This window comes from Diaphorobacter sp. C33, from assembly GCF_030503915.1.
Classification (GTDB): Bacteria; Pseudomonadota; Gammaproteobacteria; order Burkholderiales; family Burkholderiaceae_C; genus Diaphorobacter; species Diaphorobacter nitroreducens.
Genome location: NZ_CP129980.1, coordinates 3,351,544 through 3,368,242 on the forward strand (window position 1 = coordinate 3,351,544; position 16,699 = coordinate 3,368,242).

Below are 16,699 nucleotides of genomic sequence, written 5' to 3' on the forward strand. Positions count from 1 at the left end.
GACTCTCCCCCGGCACCGGCGCCCATCCAACCCCCGGGGAGCGTTCTTGTGAGGAGACAGCAATGAAGATGCAGTTCAAGGCGATCGCGTTCGCCGCCGCGGCGCTGGCGCTGGGGCAGGCAGCCTGGGCCGGCGAGGCCGAGGCCAAGAAGTGGATCGACAGCGAGTTCCAGCCCTCCACGCTGAGCAAAGACCAGCAGATGGCCGAGATGAAGTGGTTCATCGACGCGGCCAAGAAGCTGCAGGCCAAGGGCGTGAAGGAGATCGCGGTGGTCTCCGAGACCATCACCACGCACGAGTACGAATCCAAGACCCTGGCCAAGGCCTTCAGCGAGATCACGGGCATCCAGGTCAAGCACGACCTGATCCAGGAAGGCGACGTGGTCGAGAAGCTGCAGACCTCCATGCAGTCGGGCAAGTCCATCTATGACGGCTGGATCAGCGACTCCGACCTCATCGGCACCCACTACCGCTACGGCAAGATCCTGAACCTGTCCGACTACATGGCCGGCCCGGGCAAGGACTACACCAACCCCGGCCTGGACCTGCAGGACTTCATCGGCACCAAGTTCACCACCGCCCCGGACGGCAAGCTGTACCAGCTGCCCGACCAGCAGTTCGCCAACCTGTACTGGTTCCGCGCCGACCTGTTCGACCGCAAGGACTTGAAGGACAAGTTCAAGGCCAAGTACGGCTACGACCTGGGCGTGCCGCTGAACTGGAGCGCCTATGAGGACATCGCCGAGTTCTTCACCAACGATGTGAAGAACATCGACGGCAAGCCGATCTACGGCCACATGGACTACGGCAAGAAGGACCCGTCGCTGGGCTGGCGCTTCACCGACGCCTGGCTGTCCATGGCCGGCAGCGCCGACATCGGCACGCCCAACGGCCTGCCCATCGACGAATGGGGCATCCGCGTGGCCGACGACAAGTGCACCCCGGTGGGCGCCAGCGTGGCCCGTGGCGGCGCGACCAACTCGCCGGCCGCCGTCTACGCGCTCACCAAGTACGTGGACTGGATGAAGAAGTACGCGCCCAAGGAAGCCATGGGCATGACCTTCGGCGAGGCCGGCCCCGTGCCCGCCCAGGGCCAGATCGCGCAGCAGATCTTCTGGTACACCGCCTTCACCGCCGACATGACCAAACCCGGCCTGCCCGTGGTCAACGCCGACGGCACGCCCAAGTGGCGCATGGCCCCCGGTCCCAACGGCCCGTACTGGAAGCAGGGCATGCAAAACGGCTACCAGGACGTGGGCAGCTGGACCTTCTTCAAGGACCACAACCCCGACCGCCTGGCCGCCGCGTGGCTCTACGCCCAGTTCGTGACGGCCAAGAGCACGTCGCTGAAGAAGACCGTCGTCGGCCTGACGCCGATCCGCGAGTCCGACATCCGCTCCAAGGCCATGACCGACATGGCGCCCAAGCTGGGCGGCCTGGTCGAGTTCTACCGCAGCCCGGCGCGCGTGGCCTGGTCTCCCACCGGCACCAACGTGCCCGACTACCCCAAGCTGGCGCAGCTGTGGTGGAAGAACGTGGCCCAGGCCGTCACGGGCGAGAAGACCCCGCAGGCAGCCATGGACACACTGGCTGACGAGATGGACCAGGTGATGGCCCGCCTGCAGCGCGCCGGCATGGAGCGCTGCGCGCCCAAGCTGAACGCCAAGGGTGACCCGGCCAAGTGGCTGAGCGACCAGCACGCGCCCTGGAAGAAGCTCGCCAATGAAAAGCCCAAGGGCGAAACCATCAACTACAACACCCTGCTGCAGGCCTGGAAGGACGGCAAGGTGCGTTGATGCCGCAGCGGATGGGCCCTTCGCCGGGCCCATCCCGCGGATCGGGTCACAATTCAGGGTAAACCCTGATTTTTCCGCCAGGGTTACGGACCATTCCCCTTATGACTAGCGACACCTCCACCCCTTTGGCAACCGTACGGGCCGACCTGCTGGCCCGCCTGGCTCAACCCGTGACCTACGACCTGGCGGTCGTCGGAGGTGGGGCGACGGGCCTGGGGGTGGCGCTCGATGCGGCGGCGCGCGGCTTTTCCGTCGTGCTGCTGGAATCGCACGACTTCGCCAAGGGCACCTCCTCGCGTGCCACCAAGCTGGTACACGGCGGCGTGCGCTACCTCGCGCAGGGCAACATCGCCCTGGTGCGCGAGGCGCTGCACGAGCGCACCACGCTGTTGCGCAACGCCCCCCATCTGGCGCAGCCGTTGGCATTCGTCATGCCTTCTTACAAGGTGTGGGAAACGCCGTTCTACGGTGTGGGACTGAAGATGTACGACGCCCTGGCCGGCAAGGCGGGCCTGGGGCCTACCGAATTCCTTGGGCGCATGGAAACCCTGCGCTGCCTGCCCACGGCCATGGCCGACGGGCTCAAGGGCGGCGTGAAGTATTGGGACGGGCAGTTCGACGACGCCCGACTGGCCCTGGCCCTGGCGCGTACCGCCGCGCAGCGGGGGGCCCTGCTGCTCAACTACTGCCCCGTGGACGACCTGTTGTACGACGGGGGGAAGGTGGCGGGCGTGGTTTGCCAGGATGCCGAGACCGGGCAGCGCTACGAGGTGCGCGCGCGCTGCGTGGTCAACGCCACCGGCGTGTGGGTGGACGCCCTGCGCCAGCGCGACGGTGATGTGAGTGGCCAGCCCGCCAAGCCCATGGTGGCGCCCAGCCAGGGGGTGCATATCGTGGTGGACCGCGAGTTTTTGCCCTCCGACCATGCGCTGATGGTGCCCAAGACGGCCGACGGGCGGGTGCTGTTTGCGGTGCCCTGGCTGGGCAAGGTGATTTTGGGCACGACCGACAGCCCACGCCAGGATCTGGCGCGCGAGCCCCAGGCCATGCGGGAGGAAGTGGCCTTCATCCTGGGGGAATCGGCGCGCTACCTGCGGCGCGCCCCCCAGGCGAGCGATGTGCGCAGCATTTGGGTGGGCCTGCGTCCCTTGGTCAAGCCCTCGGATGAAGACGCCGCCGCCACCAAGAGCATCAGCCGGGAACACACCGTGCTGGCCAGCCGCAGCGGGCTGGTCACCGTGACTGGCGGCAAGTGGACCACCTACCGCGCCATGGCCGAGGATGTACTGCTCAAGTGCATGGACGAACACCTGCTGCCGCGCCGCCCGGGCGGGATCACCGTTGCGCTGCCCCTGGTAGGAGCCGGTGCCACCCGGGAGCGACAGGGAATGAACGCGCCCCAGGGTCTGCATTCCTACGGTGACGAGGCCGCACGGGTGCAAGCCCTTCCGGGTTCGCAGGTGCAACTGGCCGAAGGGCTCAGCGAGGCCATGGTGCGCTTTGCCGCGCGCCATGAGTACGCACGCACCGTGGAGGACGTGCTCGCGCGGCGCTCGCGCGTGCTGTTTCTCGATGCGCGCCTGGCGGCCGCGCTGGCGCCGCGCGTGGCGGACATCCTGCGCGAGGAAATCCCCGGCCAGGACCCGCAGCTGCCCGCGTTCCTGGAGTTGGCCGCACACTACGCCACGGTGCCGGCATAAAAAGCGCTTGACGCCCGGTTTTAAGTTTGCGATACTACCAGGCTTCGCGTTAAGTGCGCGAGGTTTCTGCCCAGCGGGAAGCGCCGCAAATGGTTTGCGGCGTGGACGACGGGCCCAAGACTGACTGGCAGGTCGGCCGCCTTGAAAGGCTTCGGGGCATTCGACCGCTGGTGCAAGTTGGGAATATTGAAATGATCCAAACAGAATCTCGGTTAGACGTTGCCGACAATACCGGCGCGAAGTCCGTCCTGTGCATCAAGGTGCTGGGCGGTTCCAAGCGTCGCTATGCCAGCGTTGGCGACATCATCAAGGTGAGCGTGAAGGAAGCTGCTCCGCGTGGCCGCGTCAAGAAGGGCGAGGTCTACAGCGCAGTGGTTGTGCGTACGGCGAAGGGTATCCGCCGCGGCGACGGTTCGCTCGTGAAGTTCGACGGCAATGCAGCAGTGTTGCTCAATTCCAAGCTGGAGCCCATCGGCACCCGCATCTTCGGCCCCGTGACGCGTGAACTGCGTACCGAGCGCTTCATGAAGATCGTGTCCCTGGCTCCCGAAGTTCTCTAAAGGACGCGCCATGAACAAGATCCGCAAGGGCGACGAAGTCATCGTGCTCACCGGGCGCGACAAGGGTAAGCGCGGCACGGTGTCGCTGCGCAAGGATGACTCTCATCTGGTCATCGAAGGCATTAACTTGGTCAAGAAGCATGTCAAGCCGAACCCCATGAAGGGTACGACTGGCGGCATCGTGGAAAAGGCCATGCCCATCCACCAATCCAACGTGGCCATTTTCAATGCCGCTACCGGCAAGGCTGACCGCGTGGGCATCAAGGTGCAGGCCGACGGCACGCGTGTTCGCGTGTTCAAGTCCAGCGGCGCCGAAATCAAGGCTGCCTAAGGAGTCCACATGGCACGACTGCAAGAAATCTACCGCGACAAGATCGCCCCCGAACTGGTCAAGCAGTTCGGTTACACCTCGCCCATGCAGGTTCCCCGTCTGACCAAGATCACGCTCAACATGGGCGTGAGCGAGGCCGTGGCGGATAAAAAGATCATGGACAACGCCGTGGCGGACCTGACCAAGATCGCTGGTCAGAAGCCCGTGGTGACCAAGGCCAAGAAGGCTATCGCCGGTTTCAAGATCCGCGAAGGCCAGGCCATTGGCTGCATGGTGACGCTGCGCGGTGCGCAGATGTACGAATTCCTGGATCGCTTCGTGACGATCGCGCTGCCCCGCGTGCGCGACTTCCGTGGTATCTCCGGTCGCGCATTCGACGGCCGTGGCAACTACAACATCGGCGTCAAAGAGCAGATCATTTTCCCTGAGATCGAGTACGACAAGGTGGATGCCTTGCGCGGCCTCAATATCAGCATCACCACGACGGCCAAGACCGACGAAGAAGCCAAGGCGCTTCTCACGGCTTTCCGTTTCCCGTTCAAGAACTAAAGGCAGCGTATGGCTAAAGTAGCTTTGATCCAGCGCGAACTGAAGCGCGAAAAACTGGCCGCCAAGTACGCCGCCAAGTACGCGGAACTGAAGGCGATTGCCGGCGATGCCAAGCGCAGCGACGAAGAGCGCGAAGCGGCCCGTCTGGGCCTGCAGAAACTGCCTCGCAACGCCAACCCCACGCGCCAGCGTAACCGCTGCGAAATCACCGGTCGTCCCCGTGGCACTTTCCGTCAATTCGGTCTGGGTCGCGCAAAGATCCGTGAACTGGCATTTGCCGGTGACATCCCCGGTGTCACCAAGGCCAGCTGGTAAGCAGGCAGGAGAGATACAACATGAGCATGAGTGATCCCATCGCTGACTTGCTGACCCGCATCCGCAACGCACAAATGGTGTCCAAGGCCACCGTGTCGGTACCTTCTTCCAAAGTGAAGGTTGCCATCGCCCAGGTGCTGAAGGACGAGGGTTACATCGACGGCTTCGAAGTGAAGTCCGAGAGCGGCAAGACTGAACTCGAAATCACCCTGAAGTACTACGCCGGTCGCCCGGTGATCGAGCGCATCGAACGCGTCAGCCGTCCCGGCCTGCGCGTGTACAAGGGCTGTGGTTCCATTCCGCAAGTCATGAACGGCCTGGGTGTGGCAATTGTCACGACGCCCAAGGGTGTGATGACCGACCGCAAGGCGCGCGCTACCGGTGTCGGTGGCGAGGTGCTTTGCTACGTCGCTTAACGTGGCATTGAGGAGAAGACTGAAATGTCCCGTGTAGGTAAATCCCCGGTAAGCATCCCCGCAGGCGTGGATGTGTCCATCAAGGACGACCAGATCAGTGTCAAGGGTGCTGGCGGCGTGCTGTCGCTGGCGCAGAACGCGCTGGTGAAGGTGTCTAACAACGAAGGCAAGCTGAGCTTTGAGCCGGTCAACGACTCGCGTGAAGCCAATGCCATGAGCGGCACCGTGCGCCAGTTGGTGAACAACATGGTGGTCGGTGTGAGCAAGGGCTTTGAGAAGAAGTTGACGCTGATCGGCGTGGGCTTCAAGGCAGCAGCCTCCGGCAACAAGCTGAACCTGGCCATCGGTTTTTCGCATCCCGTGAACTTCGAGATGCCCACCGGCATCACCGTTGCCACGCCGACGCCCACCGAAATCGTGATCAAGGGTGCTGACCGCCAAGTGGTGGGCCAGCTGGCCGCCGAGATCCGTGCCGTTCGTCCGCCCGAGCCCTATAAGGGCAAGGGTATCCGCTACGCGGACGAAAAAGTCACGATCAAAGAGACCAAGAAGAAGTAAGGAGCTGCAGCATGTTGACCAAAAAAGAGCAGCGTCTTCGTCGTGCCCGCCAGACCCGCATCCGCATTGCCCAGCAAGGTGTCGCGCGTCTGACGGTCAATCGTACGAATCTCCATATCTACGCCAGTGTGATCTCCGGCGATGGCAGCAAGGTGCTGGCCAGCGCATCCACGGCCGAAGCCGATGTGCGCAAGTCGCTCGGTGGCTCGGGCAAGGGTGGCAACGCCGCTGCAGCCCAGATCATCGGCAAGCGCATCGCTGAGAAGGCGAAGGCGGCCGGTGTCGAGAAGGTTGCATTTGATCGTGCAGGTTTTGCATACCACGGCCGCGTGAAGGCCCTGGCCGATGCAGCCCGTGAAGCCGGCCTGCAGTTCTAAGCGGAGCGGAATACAAAATGGCTAAATTTCAACCCAAGGTACAGAGCGAAGGTCAGGACGACGGTCTGCGCGAAAAAATGATCGCGGTCAACCGCGTGACCAAAGTCGTGAAGGGTGGCCGCATTCTGGGCTTCGCTGCGCTGACGGTGGTTGGCGATGGTGACGGCCGCGTGGGCATGGGCAAGGGTAAGTCCAAGGAAGTGCCCGCCGCCGTGCAAAAGGCCATGGAAGAGGCACGTCGCAACATGGTGAAGGTGTCGCTGAAGAACGGCACCATTCACCACAACGTGACGGGCCACCACGGCGCAGCCGTGGTGATGATGGCCCCGGCCCCCAAGGGTACCGGCATCATCGCTGGCGGCCCGATGCGCGCCGTGTTCGAGGTGATGGGCATTACCGATATCGTGGCCAAGAGCCACGGTTCGTCCAACCCTTACAACATGGTTCGCGCCACGTTTGACGCCCTGACCAATTCCACTACGCCGGCCGAAGTGGCCGCTAAGCGCGGTAAGACGGTCGAAGACCTCTTCGCTGCCTGATAGGGAGGCGTGCAATGACAACGCAACAAACCATCAAGATTCAACTGGTGCGCAGCCCGATTGGCACCAAAGAATCGCACCGCGCTACCGTTCGTGGCCTGGGTCTTCGCAAGCTCAACAGCATCAGCGAACTCAAGGACACGCCTGAAGTGCGCGGCATGATTAACAAGATCAGCTATCTGGTCAAAGTCCTCTGAGAGGTTGATGATGGAACTCAATAGCATCAAGCCCGCAGATGGTGCCAAGCACGCCGCGCGCCGCGTTGGTCGCGGCATTGGTTCCGGCCTGGGCAAGACCGCTGGCCGTGGCCACAAGGGACAAAAGTCCCGCTCCGGGGGGTACCACAAGGTGGGCTTCGAAGGCGGTCAAATGCCTTTGCAGCGCCGTCTGCCCAAGCGCGGCTTCAAATCGCACCTGCTGAAGTTCAATGCGGAAATCTCCTTGACCGCCCTGGAAAACCTGGGGTTGGCTGAGGTGGATGTGCTGGCGTTGAAGAACGCAGGATTGGTGGGCGAGCTGGCCAAGGTGGTCAAGGTGATCAAGAGTGGCGAGATTTCCAAGGCTGTGAAGCTGTCGGGAATCACCGCAACTGCTGGCGCCAAGGCTGCCATCGAAGCGGCCGGCGGTAGCCTGGCCTGATCTGGTTCTGACGAAAGGCATCTGTGGCTACTAACGCAGCTCAACTGGCAAAAACCGGTAAGTTTGGCGATCTACGCCGGCGTCTGGTCTTTCTGCTGCTCGCGTTGGTTGTGTACCGCATCGGCGCGCACATTCCCGTTCCTGGGATTGACCCGGCGCAGCTGCAGCAGTTGTTCAGTGGCCAGCAGGGCGGCATTCTCAACCTTTTCAATATGTTTTCGGGTGGAGCGCTCTCGCGCTTCACGGTCTTCGCGCTGGGGATCATGCCGTACATCTCGGCATCGATCATCATGCAGCTGATGACCTATGTGGTGCCCACATTCGAGCAGTTGAAGAAGGAAGGGGAGGCCGGGCGCCGCAAGATCACGCAGTACACCCGTTATGGAACGTTGGGCTTGGCGATTTTCCAATCGCTGGGTATTGCGGTGGCTCTGGAGAGCTCCGCAGGTCTCGTGTTGAGTCCGGGCTTCGGCTTCCGGCTCACGGCAGTGGTCAGCCTGACCGCCGGCACGATGTTCCTGATGTGGCTGGGTGAACAGATCACTGAGCGCGGCCTGGGCAACGGTATTTCGATCCTGATTTTTGCCGGTATCGCCGCGGGTCTGCCCAGTTCTATCGGTGGTCTGTTGGAGCTGGTGCGCACGGGGGCGATGAGCATCCTGGCAGCCATCTTCATCGTGATCGTCGTGGGACTGGTGACGTACTTCGTCGTCTTCGTCGAACGTGGTCAGCGCAAGATACTGGTGAACTATGCGCGGCGCCAGGTGGGCAACAAGGTCTATGGTGGGCAATCCTCCCATCTGCCTTTGAAGCTCAACATGGCCGGTGTGATTCCTCCAATCTTTGCATCGTCCATCATCCTGCTGCCTGCAACCATTGTGAATTGGTTCAGCGCGGGAGAGTCGATGCGGTGGTTGCGTGATATTTCTGCGGCACTGACGCCTGGCCAGCCGGTTTATGTGATGTTCTACGCCGCGGCGATCATCTTCTTCTGTTTCTTCTACACGGCTCTGGTTTTCAACAGCCGCGAAACGGCAGACAACCTGAAGAAGAGCGGAGCATTCATTCCAGGCATCCGCCCGGGTGAACATACCGCGCGCTACATCGACAAGATCCTGGTGCGGCTGACGCTGGCCGGGGCTGTTTACATCACCTTCGTGTGTTTGCTGCCCGAGTTCCTGATCCTGAAGTACAACGTGCCGTTCTATTTTGGTGGTACGTCGTTGCTGATCATCGTTGTCGTGACGATGGACTTCATGGCTCAGGTACAGAACTACATGATGTCGCAGCAGTACGAATCGCTGCTGAAGAAGGCTAACTTCAAGACGACATTAGGTACCTGATGTCCGTGTGCCTTTGGCGAATGCGCTATAGTCGCGGGTTCGCCAAGAAGCAACGGCTTATTGATGCCCTTCGATCCATCGCGGGCACTTATTTTGTGTTCCGCGCACTGGGCCGGAACGATTGGACAAGTTTAGGAGAATGCAATGAGGGTTTCGGCTTCGGTCAAGAAAATTTGCCGTAACTGCAAAATCATCCGCCGCAAGGGCGTTGTGCGCGTGATCTGCACGGATCAGCGCCATAAGCAGCGCCAAGGTTGATTGGGAAGTATTAGAGGACGAACATGGCACGTATTGCTGGTATCAATATCCCGCCCCATCAGCACACCGAGATTGGCCTGACGGCCATCTACGGGATCGGGCGTACCCGTGCTCGCAAGATTTGCGAGGCATGCGGAATTGCTTATTCCAAGAAGGTCAAGGAATTGACCGATGCCGATCTGGAGAAGATTCGCGACCAGATCGCTCAGTTCACCATCGAAGGTGACCTGCGCCGTGAGACCACGATGAACATCAAGCGACTGATGGATATTGGTTGCTATCGCGGTTTCCGTCATCGTCGCGGTCTGCCGATGCGTGGTCAGCGCACGCGCACCAACGCACGCACCCGCAAGGGCCCGCGCAAGGGTGCAGCGGCACTGAAGAAGTAAGATTCTGAAAGATCACTATGGCTAAATCTCCTGCCAATAACGCCGCGCAACGTGTGCGCAAGAAGGTTCGCAAGAACATTTCGGACGGCATCGCCCACGTGCACGCCTCCTTCAACAACACGATCATTACGATCACCGATCGCCAAGGCAATGCTCTGTCCTGGGCGTCTTCTGGTGGCCAGGGTTTCAAGGGTTCGCGCAAGTCGACTCCTTTTGCTGCTCAGGTGGCATCGGAAGTGGCCGGTCGCGCAGCCATTGAACAAGGCATCAAGAACCTCGATGTCGAAATCAAGGGTCCCGGTCCTGGCCGCGAATCCTCGGTGCGCGCGCTGGGCGCTCTCGGCATCCGCATCACCTCCATCTCGGATGTGACGCCTGTGCCCCACAACGGTTGCCGTCCCCAGAAACGTCGCCGTATTTAATTGGTTTCATAAGCCCACCGCCACCGATCGCCTGGCGCGATGGTGGCTCCCGCAGTCCGCTGCGGCAGTCGATTCAAGGATATAAAAAGTGGCACGTTATCTCGGCCCTAAGGCCAAACTCTCCCGCCGCGAAGGCACCGACCTGTTCCTGAAGAGCGCACGCCGCTCTATCGCGGACAAGGCCAAGTTTGATTCGAAGCCAGGCCAGCATGGCCGTACTTCTGGCGCACGCACGTCAGACTATGGTCTGCAACTGCGCGAAAAGCAGAAAGTCAAGCGCATGTATGGCGTGCTGGAAAAGCAATTCCGCCGCTATTTCGAGGCCGCTGAACGCCTCAAGGGCAATACGGGCGCTAATTTGCTCGGCCTGCTCGAGTGCCGCCTGGATAACGTGGTGTACCGCATGGGCTTCGGCTCGACCCGTGCCGAAGCGCGTCAGCTCGTGTCCCACAAGGCCATCACTGTGAATGGTCAAAGCGTCAACATCGCATCCTATCTGGTCAAGGCCGGCGACGTGGTTGCGGTACGCGAAAAATCCAAGAAGCAAGCACGTATTGTTGAAGCCTTGCAATTGGCGCAGCAGGTGGGCATGCCCGTTTGGGTCGAAGTGAATGCCGACAAGGTAGAAGGTACCTTCAAGAAGGTCCCGGATCGCGATGAGTTCGGTGCAGACATCAACGAATCCCTGATCGTTGAGTTGTACTCGCGTTAAACCATAGCTTTAAGTTAGCCGAAATCGTCCCTGAACCGCGAGGCATCGCGGTTTAGGCGCTTCACCAGCCTTACCGGTGTAACGAGCTGGGGGTATTGAGAGGAAGTCTGCATGCAAACCAATTTGCTGAAACCCAAGGCAATCAATGTCGAGCAACTTGGCCCCAACCGTGCCAAGGTGGCGTTGGAGCCTTTTGAGCGCGGTTACGGGCACACGCTGGGCAATGCCATTCGCCGTGTACTGCTCTCTTCCATGGTGGGTTACGCAGCAACGGAGGTGACGATTGCCGGTGTCTTGCACGAATACTCGTCCATTGACGGCGTTCAGGAGGATGTGGTCAACATCCTGCTGAACCTCAAGGGGGTGGTGTTCAAGCTGCACAACCGTGACGAAGTCACGCTGAGCCTGCGCAAGGATGGCGAAGGCGTCGTCACGGCGCGCGACATCCAGACGCCGCACGACGTTGAAATCGTGAACCCCGAGCACGTCATTGCCACGCTGTCTGCGGGCGGCAAGCTGGACATGCAGATCAAGGTGGAGAAGGGCCGCGGCTACGTGCCCGGCAACCTGCGCCGCTACGCGGACGAGGCGACGAAGTCCATTGGCCGTATCGTGCTGGATGCTTCCTTCTCGCCGGTGAAACGCGTGAGCTATACCGTTGAGAGCGCGCGTGTGGAACAGCGCACGGACCTGGACAAGCTCGTCGTCGAGATCGAAACCAACGGCGCTATTACTGCCGAGGACGCGGTCCGCGCTTCCGCCAAGATTCTGGTGGAACAGTTGGCAGTATTCGCGCAGCTGGAAGGCGGTGAATTGGCAGCTTTCGATGCGCCGGCAAGCTCTCGCGGCGCTGCGACCTTCGATCCGATCCTGCTGCGTCCTGTGGACGAACTGGAACTCACCGTGCGCTCCGCCAACTGCCTCAAGGCGGAGAACATCTATTACATCGGTGATCTGATTCAGCGAACCGAGAATGAACTGCTGAAGACGCCAAACCTGGGTCGCAAGTCGCTCAACGAGATCAAGGAAGTGCTCGCTTCGCGCGGCCTGACCCTGGGTATGAAGCTCGAGAACTGGCCTCCGGCAGGGCTCGACAAGCGTTAAGTTATAATTTAAAGATCTCTGAAAAGAGCCAGTGCCTCGGGCAGTACCTGATACGGCTGCCCGATTTAATTACATCAAAGGAAAGCACCATGCGCCACGGACACGGTCTCCGTAAACTCAATCGCACCAGCTCGCACCGCCTCGCGATGCTGCAGAACATGATGAACTCGCTCATCGAGCATGAGGCCATCAAGACCACATTGCCCAAGGCCAAGGAACTGCGCCGCGTGATCGAGCCCATGATCACTCTGGCCAAGGAAGATTCCGTTGCGAATCGCCGCCTGGCTTTCAATCGCCTGCGTGATCGTGACAGCGTGACGAAGCTGTTCAACGACCTGGGTCCGCGTTTCAAGACGCGTCCCGGCGGCTACACCCGCATTCTGAAGATGGGCTTCCGGGTGGGCGACAACGCGCCCATGGCGTACGTCGAACTGGTTGATCGTGCTGAGACGCCTGAAGTTTCTTCCACGGAAGCTTAAATATAGGTTATAATTTCTGTCTACCGCGCGATGGAGCAGTCTGGTAGCTCGTTGGGCTCATAACCCAAAGGTCGGAGGTTCAAATCCTTCTCGCGCAACCAAATTCTGGCAGTCAAAAAAAGGCCCACCTCGGTGGGCCTTTTTGTTTTTGTTCAGGCTGCTCCGCTTCTTGAATCTGCGGCGCGCGGGACCCGAGGGCGGACGGAAACGGCCCTCTGTTGTCTTAGGTCCCCCACGTGGTTGTGTTTCAGGAGGTTGTGTTTCAGGACCTGCCGACGGCTGGCGCGCGTCCTATCGATACGTACCCGAGGCCGAAGCGCGTAATGGTCTCGGGGTCATAGAGGTTACGCCCGTCAAAGACCATACGGTCGTGGAGTGCATGGGCCATCTGCGCAAAGTCGGGCACGCGGAAAATTTTCCATTCCGTCACGATGGCCAACGCGTCCGCTCCTTCCAATGCCTCGGTGGGACTGCCGCACAGCACCAGGTCGTCACGTTCTCCAAAAATGCGCCGGGCCTCGTCCATGGCGGCCGGGTCGTGGGCGCGCACCTGGGCGCCTGCTGCCCACAGGCTCTGTAGGAGGTAACGGCTGGGCGCTTCGCGCATGTCATCGGTTTCCGGCTTGAAGGCCAGCCCCCAGACCGCGATGGTCTTGCCGCGCAGGTTGCCGCCGTAGTGCGCAATGATGCGCCGCGCCAGCAACTGCCGTTGCGCGTCATTGCGGCTTTCGACGGCCAGTAGCAGATCGGGGGTGAAGCCAATGGACTGGGCCGTGTGGATGAGGGCCTTGACGTCCTTGGGAAAGCAGCTCCCGCCGTAACCCACGCCGGGATAGATGAAGTGGTAGCCAATGCGCGGGTCACTTCCGAGCCCGCGGCGCACGTCTTCGATGTCCGCACCCAGTTGCTCGGCCAGGTTGGCCATTTCATTGATGAAGCTGATCTTGGTGGCCAGCATGGCGTTGGCGGCGTACTTCGTCAGTTCGGCGCTGCGCACATCCATCATCACGATGCGGTCGTGGTTGCGATTGAAAGGCGCATACAGCTCGCGCAATTGGCGCTCGGCCTGGGGTGCGCGTGTACCGATGACGATACGGTCGGGCCGCTTGCAATCGGCGACGGCAGCACCTTCCTTGAGGAATTCGGGGTTGGACACCACCTCGAATGCCAAGGCCACGCCCCGCGTCTCCAGCACCTTGCGTACGGTATCGGCGACCTTGTCGGCCGTGCCCACGGGGACGGTGGATTTATTGACGATGGTCTTCGGCTCGGTCATGTGCGTCGCGATGGTGCGCGCGACGGCCAACACATGCTGCAGATCAGCGCTGCCGTCCTCATCGGGCGGGGTGCCGACGGCGAGAAAGATCAGCTCCCCATGGGCCACGCCCTGAGCGGCGTCAGTAGTGAAGCGCAGGCGGCCTGCCGCCTGGTTGGCCTGCACCAGGGGCTCCAGCCCCGGCTCGTGGATGGGGATATGGCCCGCCTGCAGCGCGGCCACCTTGGCGGCATCGACGTCCACGCAGATCACATCGTGGCCGACGTCGGCCAGCACTGCACCCTGCACCAGGCCGACATAGCCGGTGCCAAAAACCGTAACTTTCATGATGGGTAGAAGTCCTTGTACCAGTGGACGAAGCGCGCCACGCCGTCCCGCACGGGCGTATGGGGGGCAAAGCCGACCCAGGAAGCCAGCGCCGACATGTCGGCCGCCGTGCTGTGCATGTCGCCGGGTTGTAGTGGAAGCATGCGCTTGAGGGCGACCATCCCCAACGCCTCCTCCAGCGCATGGATGTAGTCCATGAGCAGCGTAGGAGCGCTGTTGCCGATATTGAAGATACGGTAGGGCGCGAGGCTCGAGCCGGGCGACGGCGACAGTGGATCGAATGCGGCGTCGGGTGTGGCGGGCTTGTCGAGTACGCGTAATACGCCCTCGACGATGTCGTCGATGTAGGTGAAGTCACGCACCAACTGACCTTCGCCGTAGACGTCGATCGTCTCGCCCGCAAGCATGGCGCGGGTGAACTTGAAGAGCGCCATGTCGGGCCGCCCCCATGGCCCATACACCGTGAAAAACCGCAGGCCCGTGGTCGGAATGCCGTACAGGTGCGCGTAGGCATGCGCCATGACCTCATTGGCCTTCTTGGTCGCCGCGTAGTAGCTGACGGGATGGTCCACCGCGTCGCGCTCGGAGAACGGCAACTTCGCGTTGCCTCCGTACACGCTGGAGCTGCTGGCAAACACCAGGTGCTCCACCTGCTGTGCGCGGCAGCCCTGCAGGATGTTGCCGAAGCCCAGGAGATTGGAGTCGGTGTAATCGTCGGGTTGGTCGATGGAGTAGCGCACGCCGGCCTGTGCCGCCAGATGCAACACCCGATGGGGACGCACCCGCGCAAACAGCGCATGCATGGCGTCGCGGTCGGCGACATCGATCTGCTCGAAAGTGAATTCGCCCTGACCGTGCAAGCGGCCCAGGCGCGCGTGCTTCAGGCCGACGTCATAGTAGGCATTGAGGTTATCGATGCCCACCACCCGTTCGCCGCGCTCCAGCAGCCGCTGCGCGCAATGCATGCCGATGAAGCCGGCGCAGCCGGTGACCAGGGTGACGCTCATGGTTGTGTGCCGCGTGGGCTCCAGATGTATTCGTAATGGGCCTGGGGTGTGCCCGCGCGCACCATGTGGAATGGCAGGTGGATGGACTGCAGCGCACGCGGCGCGATGCGGGCCTGGGCCTGATCCCACCAGCTCGACGGAACGTAGTCGGTGCGTGAAATCAAGAGCAGGCCTTGCCCCCGCTGCACGCTGCGGCGCAAATGGTCGGCGACACAGGTCGGGATCTCGTCTTCGCCCGGCGCACAGGCGTCCACCAGTGCGTCGGGAAAGCGCACCCGCAGCATGCCGGCCAGCATATGGTCGGACGCGACGATGGGGCTGGTGCCGTCATAGCCCGCGGCGCGCAGGGCGTCCGCCAGTTCGATGGACGGGTGGTTCAGCTCATCCACCTCGCCGCGCAGCCCGCTGAACCAGGGGCGTATGCCGGCAGCGACCAGCAGGATGACGGCCATCGTGGCCACGGCGATCGTGTAGCGCCGTGCACGCGGGTGGTGTTGCAACTCGGGCCGCGCAGAGAAGGCGGCCAGGGGTGCCATACACAGCAGTGGAAGTATCCAGCGGCCCTTGAAGTTGCTCACGCCTGCAAACACCACCATGCCGGCCAGCGCCAGCAACACCAGGCCCAGGTAGCGCACGAACACGCGGTGCATCGGCGGCGACACCGGCGCCAGCGGCCGCTGCCACCAGGCCGAACGGAAAGCCCACAACGCGAACAGCGCCCACAGCAGCAGCGTGCTGGGGACCACACCCTCCAGCAGCCTCAGCAGGCCCTTGACCAGCCCGTTTTCAGGCTGGATGTTCATCTTGCTGATGGTGCCGGACGTCGCCTCGGTGAGGTGCGACAGCAGCCATGCCGCATGCGGCAGCACGACCAGCAGGCCCACCAGGGGCGCCCACCACCAGCCGCGCGACAGCAGCGCGCGGCGCGCCTCGGGTACCGACAGTGCCGCCAGCAGCATGGCGCCCGCCACCAACGCGAAGCTGTACTTGCCCAGCATGCCGAAGCCGCACACCAGCCCCAGCAAGGCAAAGTCCAGCGGCCGGGGGCGCCGCACGATGCGCAGCAGCAGCCACCACGCGCCACAGGCCATCGCCGTGACCAGAATGGTATGGGTCTGGTCGCGGACCGAATACCAGCCCAGCGCGGGCATCAGCACCATGCTGGCCGACGCCCAGAAGGCCCCCCGCTCGTCCAGCAGTTCCCGCCCGGCCAGGTACATGAGCGAATACGTCAGTGCCAGCAGCCCATGCTTGAGCAGCGACAGCGCCAGCACGCTGGGGCCGAACACCTGGTTCATCGCCCATTGCAGCCAGGTGTACAGCGGCGGCTGCGGGCCGTAGCCCAGTGCCAGCTCCTGGGTCCACAGAATCTGCTCGGCCTCATCCCACTTCAGCGCGGGCGACGCAAGCAGGCGCATGGCCACGTGCGCCAGCGAGATGGCCGCGAACCAGAACAGCGGGTGGGTCCAGGGAAGGCGGGACGAAAGCGCGCGGGGCGCGGTGGAGGCGGTCATGGGGCAAGGGGAAAGTAGCGCACCGTGTGCGTCCGGCGGGCGCGAACGCGCGGGGCGCGCGAGGCACAATCGCAGCCATTATCCCGCT

Annotated in this window: 22 protein-coding genes and 1 tRNA gene; 20 read left to right on the forward strand and 3 right to left on the reverse strand. The window is 62.1% G+C overall.

Annotated elements, in window-relative coordinates; genetic code table 11:
* The first annotated feature begins 62 nt into the window (after positions 1-62).
* The 20 genes from QY917_RS15790 (at position 63) to QY917_RS15885 (ending at position 12,588) form a co-directional block, all read left to right on the forward strand.
* Complete coding sequence (locus tag QY917_RS15790; protein WP_123674860.1) at positions 63-1,796, forward strand: ABC transporter substrate-binding protein; 1,734 nt, start codon at positions 63-65, stop codon at positions 1,794-1,796.
* A 101-nt stretch (positions 1,797-1,897) separates the two neighbouring features.
* Positions 1,898-3,496 (forward strand): glycerol-3-phosphate dehydrogenase/oxidase, encoded by a 1,599-nt coding sequence (locus tag QY917_RS15795; RefSeq protein WP_123674861.1) that lies wholly within the window; start codon positions 1,898-1,900, stop codon positions 3,494-3,496.
* 191 nt (positions 3,497-3,687) lie between these two features.
* A complete protein-coding gene (rplN, locus tag QY917_RS15800) occupies positions 3,688-4,056 on the forward strand; it encodes a 50S ribosomal protein L14 (protein WP_011803853.1) in 369 nt (122 codons plus the stop codon).
* Positions 4,057-4,066: 10 nt separating this feature from the next.
* Positions 4,067-4,387 (forward strand): 50S ribosomal protein L24, encoded by a 321-nt coding sequence (rplX, locus tag QY917_RS15805; protein ID WP_011803854.1) that lies wholly within the window; start codon positions 4,067-4,069, stop codon positions 4,385-4,387.
* Positions 4,388-4,396: 9 nt separating this feature from the next.
* On the forward strand, positions 4,397-4,936 hold the full coding sequence (gene rplE / locus QY917_RS15810; protein WP_011803855.1) for a 50S ribosomal protein L5: 540 nt from the start codon (positions 4,397-4,399) through the stop codon (positions 4,934-4,936).
* 9 nt (positions 4,937-4,945) lie between these two features.
* The gene (gene rpsN, locus QY917_RS15815) at positions 4,946-5,251 is read left to right on the forward strand and encodes a 30S ribosomal protein S14 (RefSeq protein ID WP_011803856.1); all 306 of its coding nucleotides are present in this window, start codon (positions 4,946-4,948) and stop codon (positions 5,249-5,251) included.
* A 20-nt stretch (positions 5,252-5,271) separates the two neighbouring features.
* Positions 5,272-5,667 (forward strand): 30S ribosomal protein S8, encoded by a 396-nt coding sequence (rpsH, locus tag QY917_RS15820; protein WP_011803857.1) that lies wholly within the window; start codon positions 5,272-5,274, stop codon positions 5,665-5,667.
* Between the two features lie 24 nt (positions 5,668-5,691).
* Positions 5,692-6,225 carry a 50S ribosomal protein L6 gene (gene rplF / locus QY917_RS15825; protein ID WP_011803858.1) on the forward strand — a complete coding sequence of 178 codons (534 nt, stop codon included), beginning with the start codon at positions 5,692-5,694 and terminating at the stop codon, positions 6,223-6,225.
* Between the two features lie 11 nt (positions 6,226-6,236).
* The gene (rplR, locus tag QY917_RS15830) at positions 6,237-6,602 is read left to right on the forward strand and encodes a 50S ribosomal protein L18 (RefSeq protein WP_011803859.1); all 366 of its coding nucleotides are present in this window, start codon (positions 6,237-6,239) and stop codon (positions 6,600-6,602) included.
* Between the two features lie 17 nt (positions 6,603-6,619).
* Entirely contained in the window at positions 6,620-7,141 is a 522-nt protein-coding gene (gene rpsE, locus QY917_RS15835) for a 30S ribosomal protein S5 (RefSeq protein WP_011803860.1), read from the forward strand.
* A 14-nt stretch (positions 7,142-7,155) separates the two neighbouring features.
* The gene (gene rpmD / locus QY917_RS15840; protein ID WP_012655443.1) at positions 7,156-7,338 is read left to right on the forward strand and encodes a 50S ribosomal protein L30; all 183 of its coding nucleotides are present in this window, start codon (positions 7,156-7,158) and stop codon (positions 7,336-7,338) included.
* A 10-nt stretch (positions 7,339-7,348) separates the two neighbouring features.
* Entirely contained in the window at positions 7,349-7,780 is a 432-nt protein-coding gene (gene rplO, locus QY917_RS15845; RefSeq protein WP_011803862.1) for a 50S ribosomal protein L15, read from the forward strand.
* A gap of 23 nt (positions 7,781-7,803) precedes the next feature.
* Positions 7,804-9,123, forward strand: coding sequence for a preprotein translocase subunit SecY (secY, locus tag QY917_RS15850; RefSeq protein WP_011803863.1), 1,320 nt, complete (start codon positions 7,804-7,806; stop codon positions 9,121-9,123).
* Positions 9,124-9,267: 144 nt separating this feature from the next.
* Positions 9,268-9,381 (forward strand): 50S ribosomal protein L36, encoded by a 114-nt coding sequence (rpmJ, locus tag QY917_RS15855; RefSeq protein WP_003050535.1) that lies wholly within the window; start codon positions 9,268-9,270, stop codon positions 9,379-9,381.
* 23 nt (positions 9,382-9,404) lie between these two features.
* Positions 9,405-9,770: a 30S ribosomal protein S13 gene (rpsM, locus tag QY917_RS15860; protein WP_011803864.1), complete on the forward strand. Its 366-nt coding sequence runs from the start codon at positions 9,405-9,407 to the stop codon at positions 9,768-9,770.
* A 17-nt stretch (positions 9,771-9,787) separates the two neighbouring features.
* On the forward strand, positions 9,788-10,192 hold the full coding sequence (gene rpsK, locus QY917_RS15865; RefSeq protein ID WP_011803865.1) for a 30S ribosomal protein S11: 405 nt from the start codon (positions 9,788-9,790) through the stop codon (positions 10,190-10,192).
* Between the two features lie 88 nt (positions 10,193-10,280).
* A complete protein-coding gene (gene rpsD, locus QY917_RS15870; protein WP_012655444.1) occupies positions 10,281-10,904 on the forward strand; it encodes a 30S ribosomal protein S4 in 624 nt (207 codons plus the stop codon).
* A gap of 111 nt (positions 10,905-11,015) precedes the next feature.
* A complete protein-coding gene (gene rpoA, locus QY917_RS15875; RefSeq protein ID WP_011803867.1) occupies positions 11,016-12,008 on the forward strand; it encodes a DNA-directed RNA polymerase subunit alpha in 993 nt (330 codons plus the stop codon).
* An 89-nt stretch (positions 12,009-12,097) separates the two neighbouring features.
* Positions 12,098-12,487 (forward strand): 50S ribosomal protein L17, encoded by a 390-nt coding sequence (gene rplQ, locus QY917_RS15880; protein WP_011803868.1) that lies wholly within the window; start codon positions 12,098-12,100, stop codon positions 12,485-12,487.
* Positions 12,488-12,511: 24 nt separating this feature from the next.
* Positions 12,512-12,588 (forward strand) — tRNA-Met (locus QY917_RS15885).
* 161 nt (positions 12,589-12,749) lie between these two features.
* Here the strand turns inward: QY917_RS15885 and QY917_RS15890 are convergent.
* Genes QY917_RS15890 through QY917_RS15900 form a run of 3 tightly spaced genes read right to left on the reverse strand, consistent with a single transcriptional unit; the run spans position 12,750 to position 16,611 of the window.
* Entirely contained in the window at positions 12,750-14,090 is a 1,341-nt protein-coding gene (locus QY917_RS15890) for a UDP-glucose/GDP-mannose dehydrogenase family protein (protein ID WP_123674862.1), read from the reverse strand.
* The gene (locus QY917_RS15895; protein WP_123674863.1) at positions 14,087-15,097 is read right to left on the reverse strand and encodes an NAD-dependent epimerase; all 1,011 of its coding nucleotides are present in this window, start codon (positions 15,095-15,097) and stop codon (positions 14,087-14,089) included. The genes QY917_RS15890 and QY917_RS15895 overlap by 4 nt, the downstream gene beginning before the upstream one ends.
* Positions 15,094-16,611 carry a glycosyltransferase family 39 protein gene (locus tag QY917_RS15900; RefSeq protein ID WP_123674864.1) on the reverse strand — a complete coding sequence of 506 codons (1,518 nt, stop codon included), beginning with the start codon at positions 16,609-16,611 and terminating at the stop codon, positions 15,094-15,096. The genes QY917_RS15895 and QY917_RS15900 overlap by 4 nt, the downstream gene beginning before the upstream one ends.
* Positions 16,612-16,699: the final 88 nt, after the last annotated feature.

Coding starts and splice junctions, on each gene's coding strand:
- QY917_RS15900 (WP_123674864.1), bottom strand. CDS start 16,611: ATGACCGCCTCCACCGCGCCCCGCGCGCTTTCGTCCCGCCTTCCCTGG.
- rpsE (WP_011803860.1), top strand. CDS start 6,620: ATGGCTAAATTTCAACCCAAGGTACAGAGCGAAGGTCAGGACGACGGT.
- rpmJ (WP_003050535.1), top strand. CDS start 9,268: ATGAGGGTTTCGGCTTCGGTCAAGAAAATTTGCCGTAACTGCAAAATC.
- rplX (WP_011803854.1), top strand. CDS start 4,067: ATGAACAAGATCCGCAAGGGCGACGAAGTCATCGTGCTCACCGGGCGC.
- QY917_RS15795 (WP_123674861.1), top strand. CDS start 1,898: ATGACTAGCGACACCTCCACCCCTTTGGCAACCGTACGGGCCGACCTG.
- rplE (WP_011803855.1), top strand. CDS start 4,397: ATGGCACGACTGCAAGAAATCTACCGCGACAAGATCGCCCCCGAACTG.
- rpoA (WP_011803867.1), top strand. CDS start 11,016: ATGCAAACCAATTTGCTGAAACCCAAGGCAATCAATGTCGAGCAACTT.
- rpmD (WP_012655443.1), top strand. CDS start 7,156: ATGACAACGCAACAAACCATCAAGATTCAACTGGTGCGCAGCCCGATT.
- rpsN (WP_011803856.1), top strand. CDS start 4,946: ATGGCTAAAGTAGCTTTGATCCAGCGCGAACTGAAGCGCGAAAAACTG.
- QY917_RS15790 (WP_123674860.1), top strand. CDS start 63: ATGAAGATGCAGTTCAAGGCGATCGCGTTCGCCGCCGCGGCGCTGGCG.
- rpsH (WP_011803857.1), top strand. CDS start 5,272: ATGAGCATGAGTGATCCCATCGCTGACTTGCTGACCCGCATCCGCAAC.
- rpsK (WP_011803865.1), top strand. CDS start 9,788: ATGGCTAAATCTCCTGCCAATAACGCCGCGCAACGTGTGCGCAAGAAG.
- QY917_RS15895 (WP_123674863.1), bottom strand. CDS start 15,097: ATGAGCGTCACCCTGGTCACCGGCTGCGCCGGCTTCATCGGCATGCAT.
- rplO (WP_011803862.1), top strand. CDS start 7,349: ATGGAACTCAATAGCATCAAGCCCGCAGATGGTGCCAAGCACGCCGCG.
- rplQ (WP_011803868.1), top strand. CDS start 12,098: ATGCGCCACGGACACGGTCTCCGTAAACTCAATCGCACCAGCTCGCAC.
- rplF (WP_011803858.1), top strand. CDS start 5,692: ATGTCCCGTGTAGGTAAATCCCCGGTAAGCATCCCCGCAGGCGTGGAT.
- rplR (WP_011803859.1), top strand. CDS start 6,237: ATGTTGACCAAAAAAGAGCAGCGTCTTCGTCGTGCCCGCCAGACCCGC.
- rpsM (WP_011803864.1), top strand. CDS start 9,405: ATGGCACGTATTGCTGGTATCAATATCCCGCCCCATCAGCACACCGAG.
- QY917_RS15890 (WP_123674862.1), bottom strand. CDS start 14,090: ATGAAAGTTACGGTTTTTGGCACCGGCTATGTCGGCCTGGTGCAGGGT.
- rplN (WP_011803853.1), top strand. CDS start 3,688: ATGATCCAAACAGAATCTCGGTTAGACGTTGCCGACAATACCGGCGCG.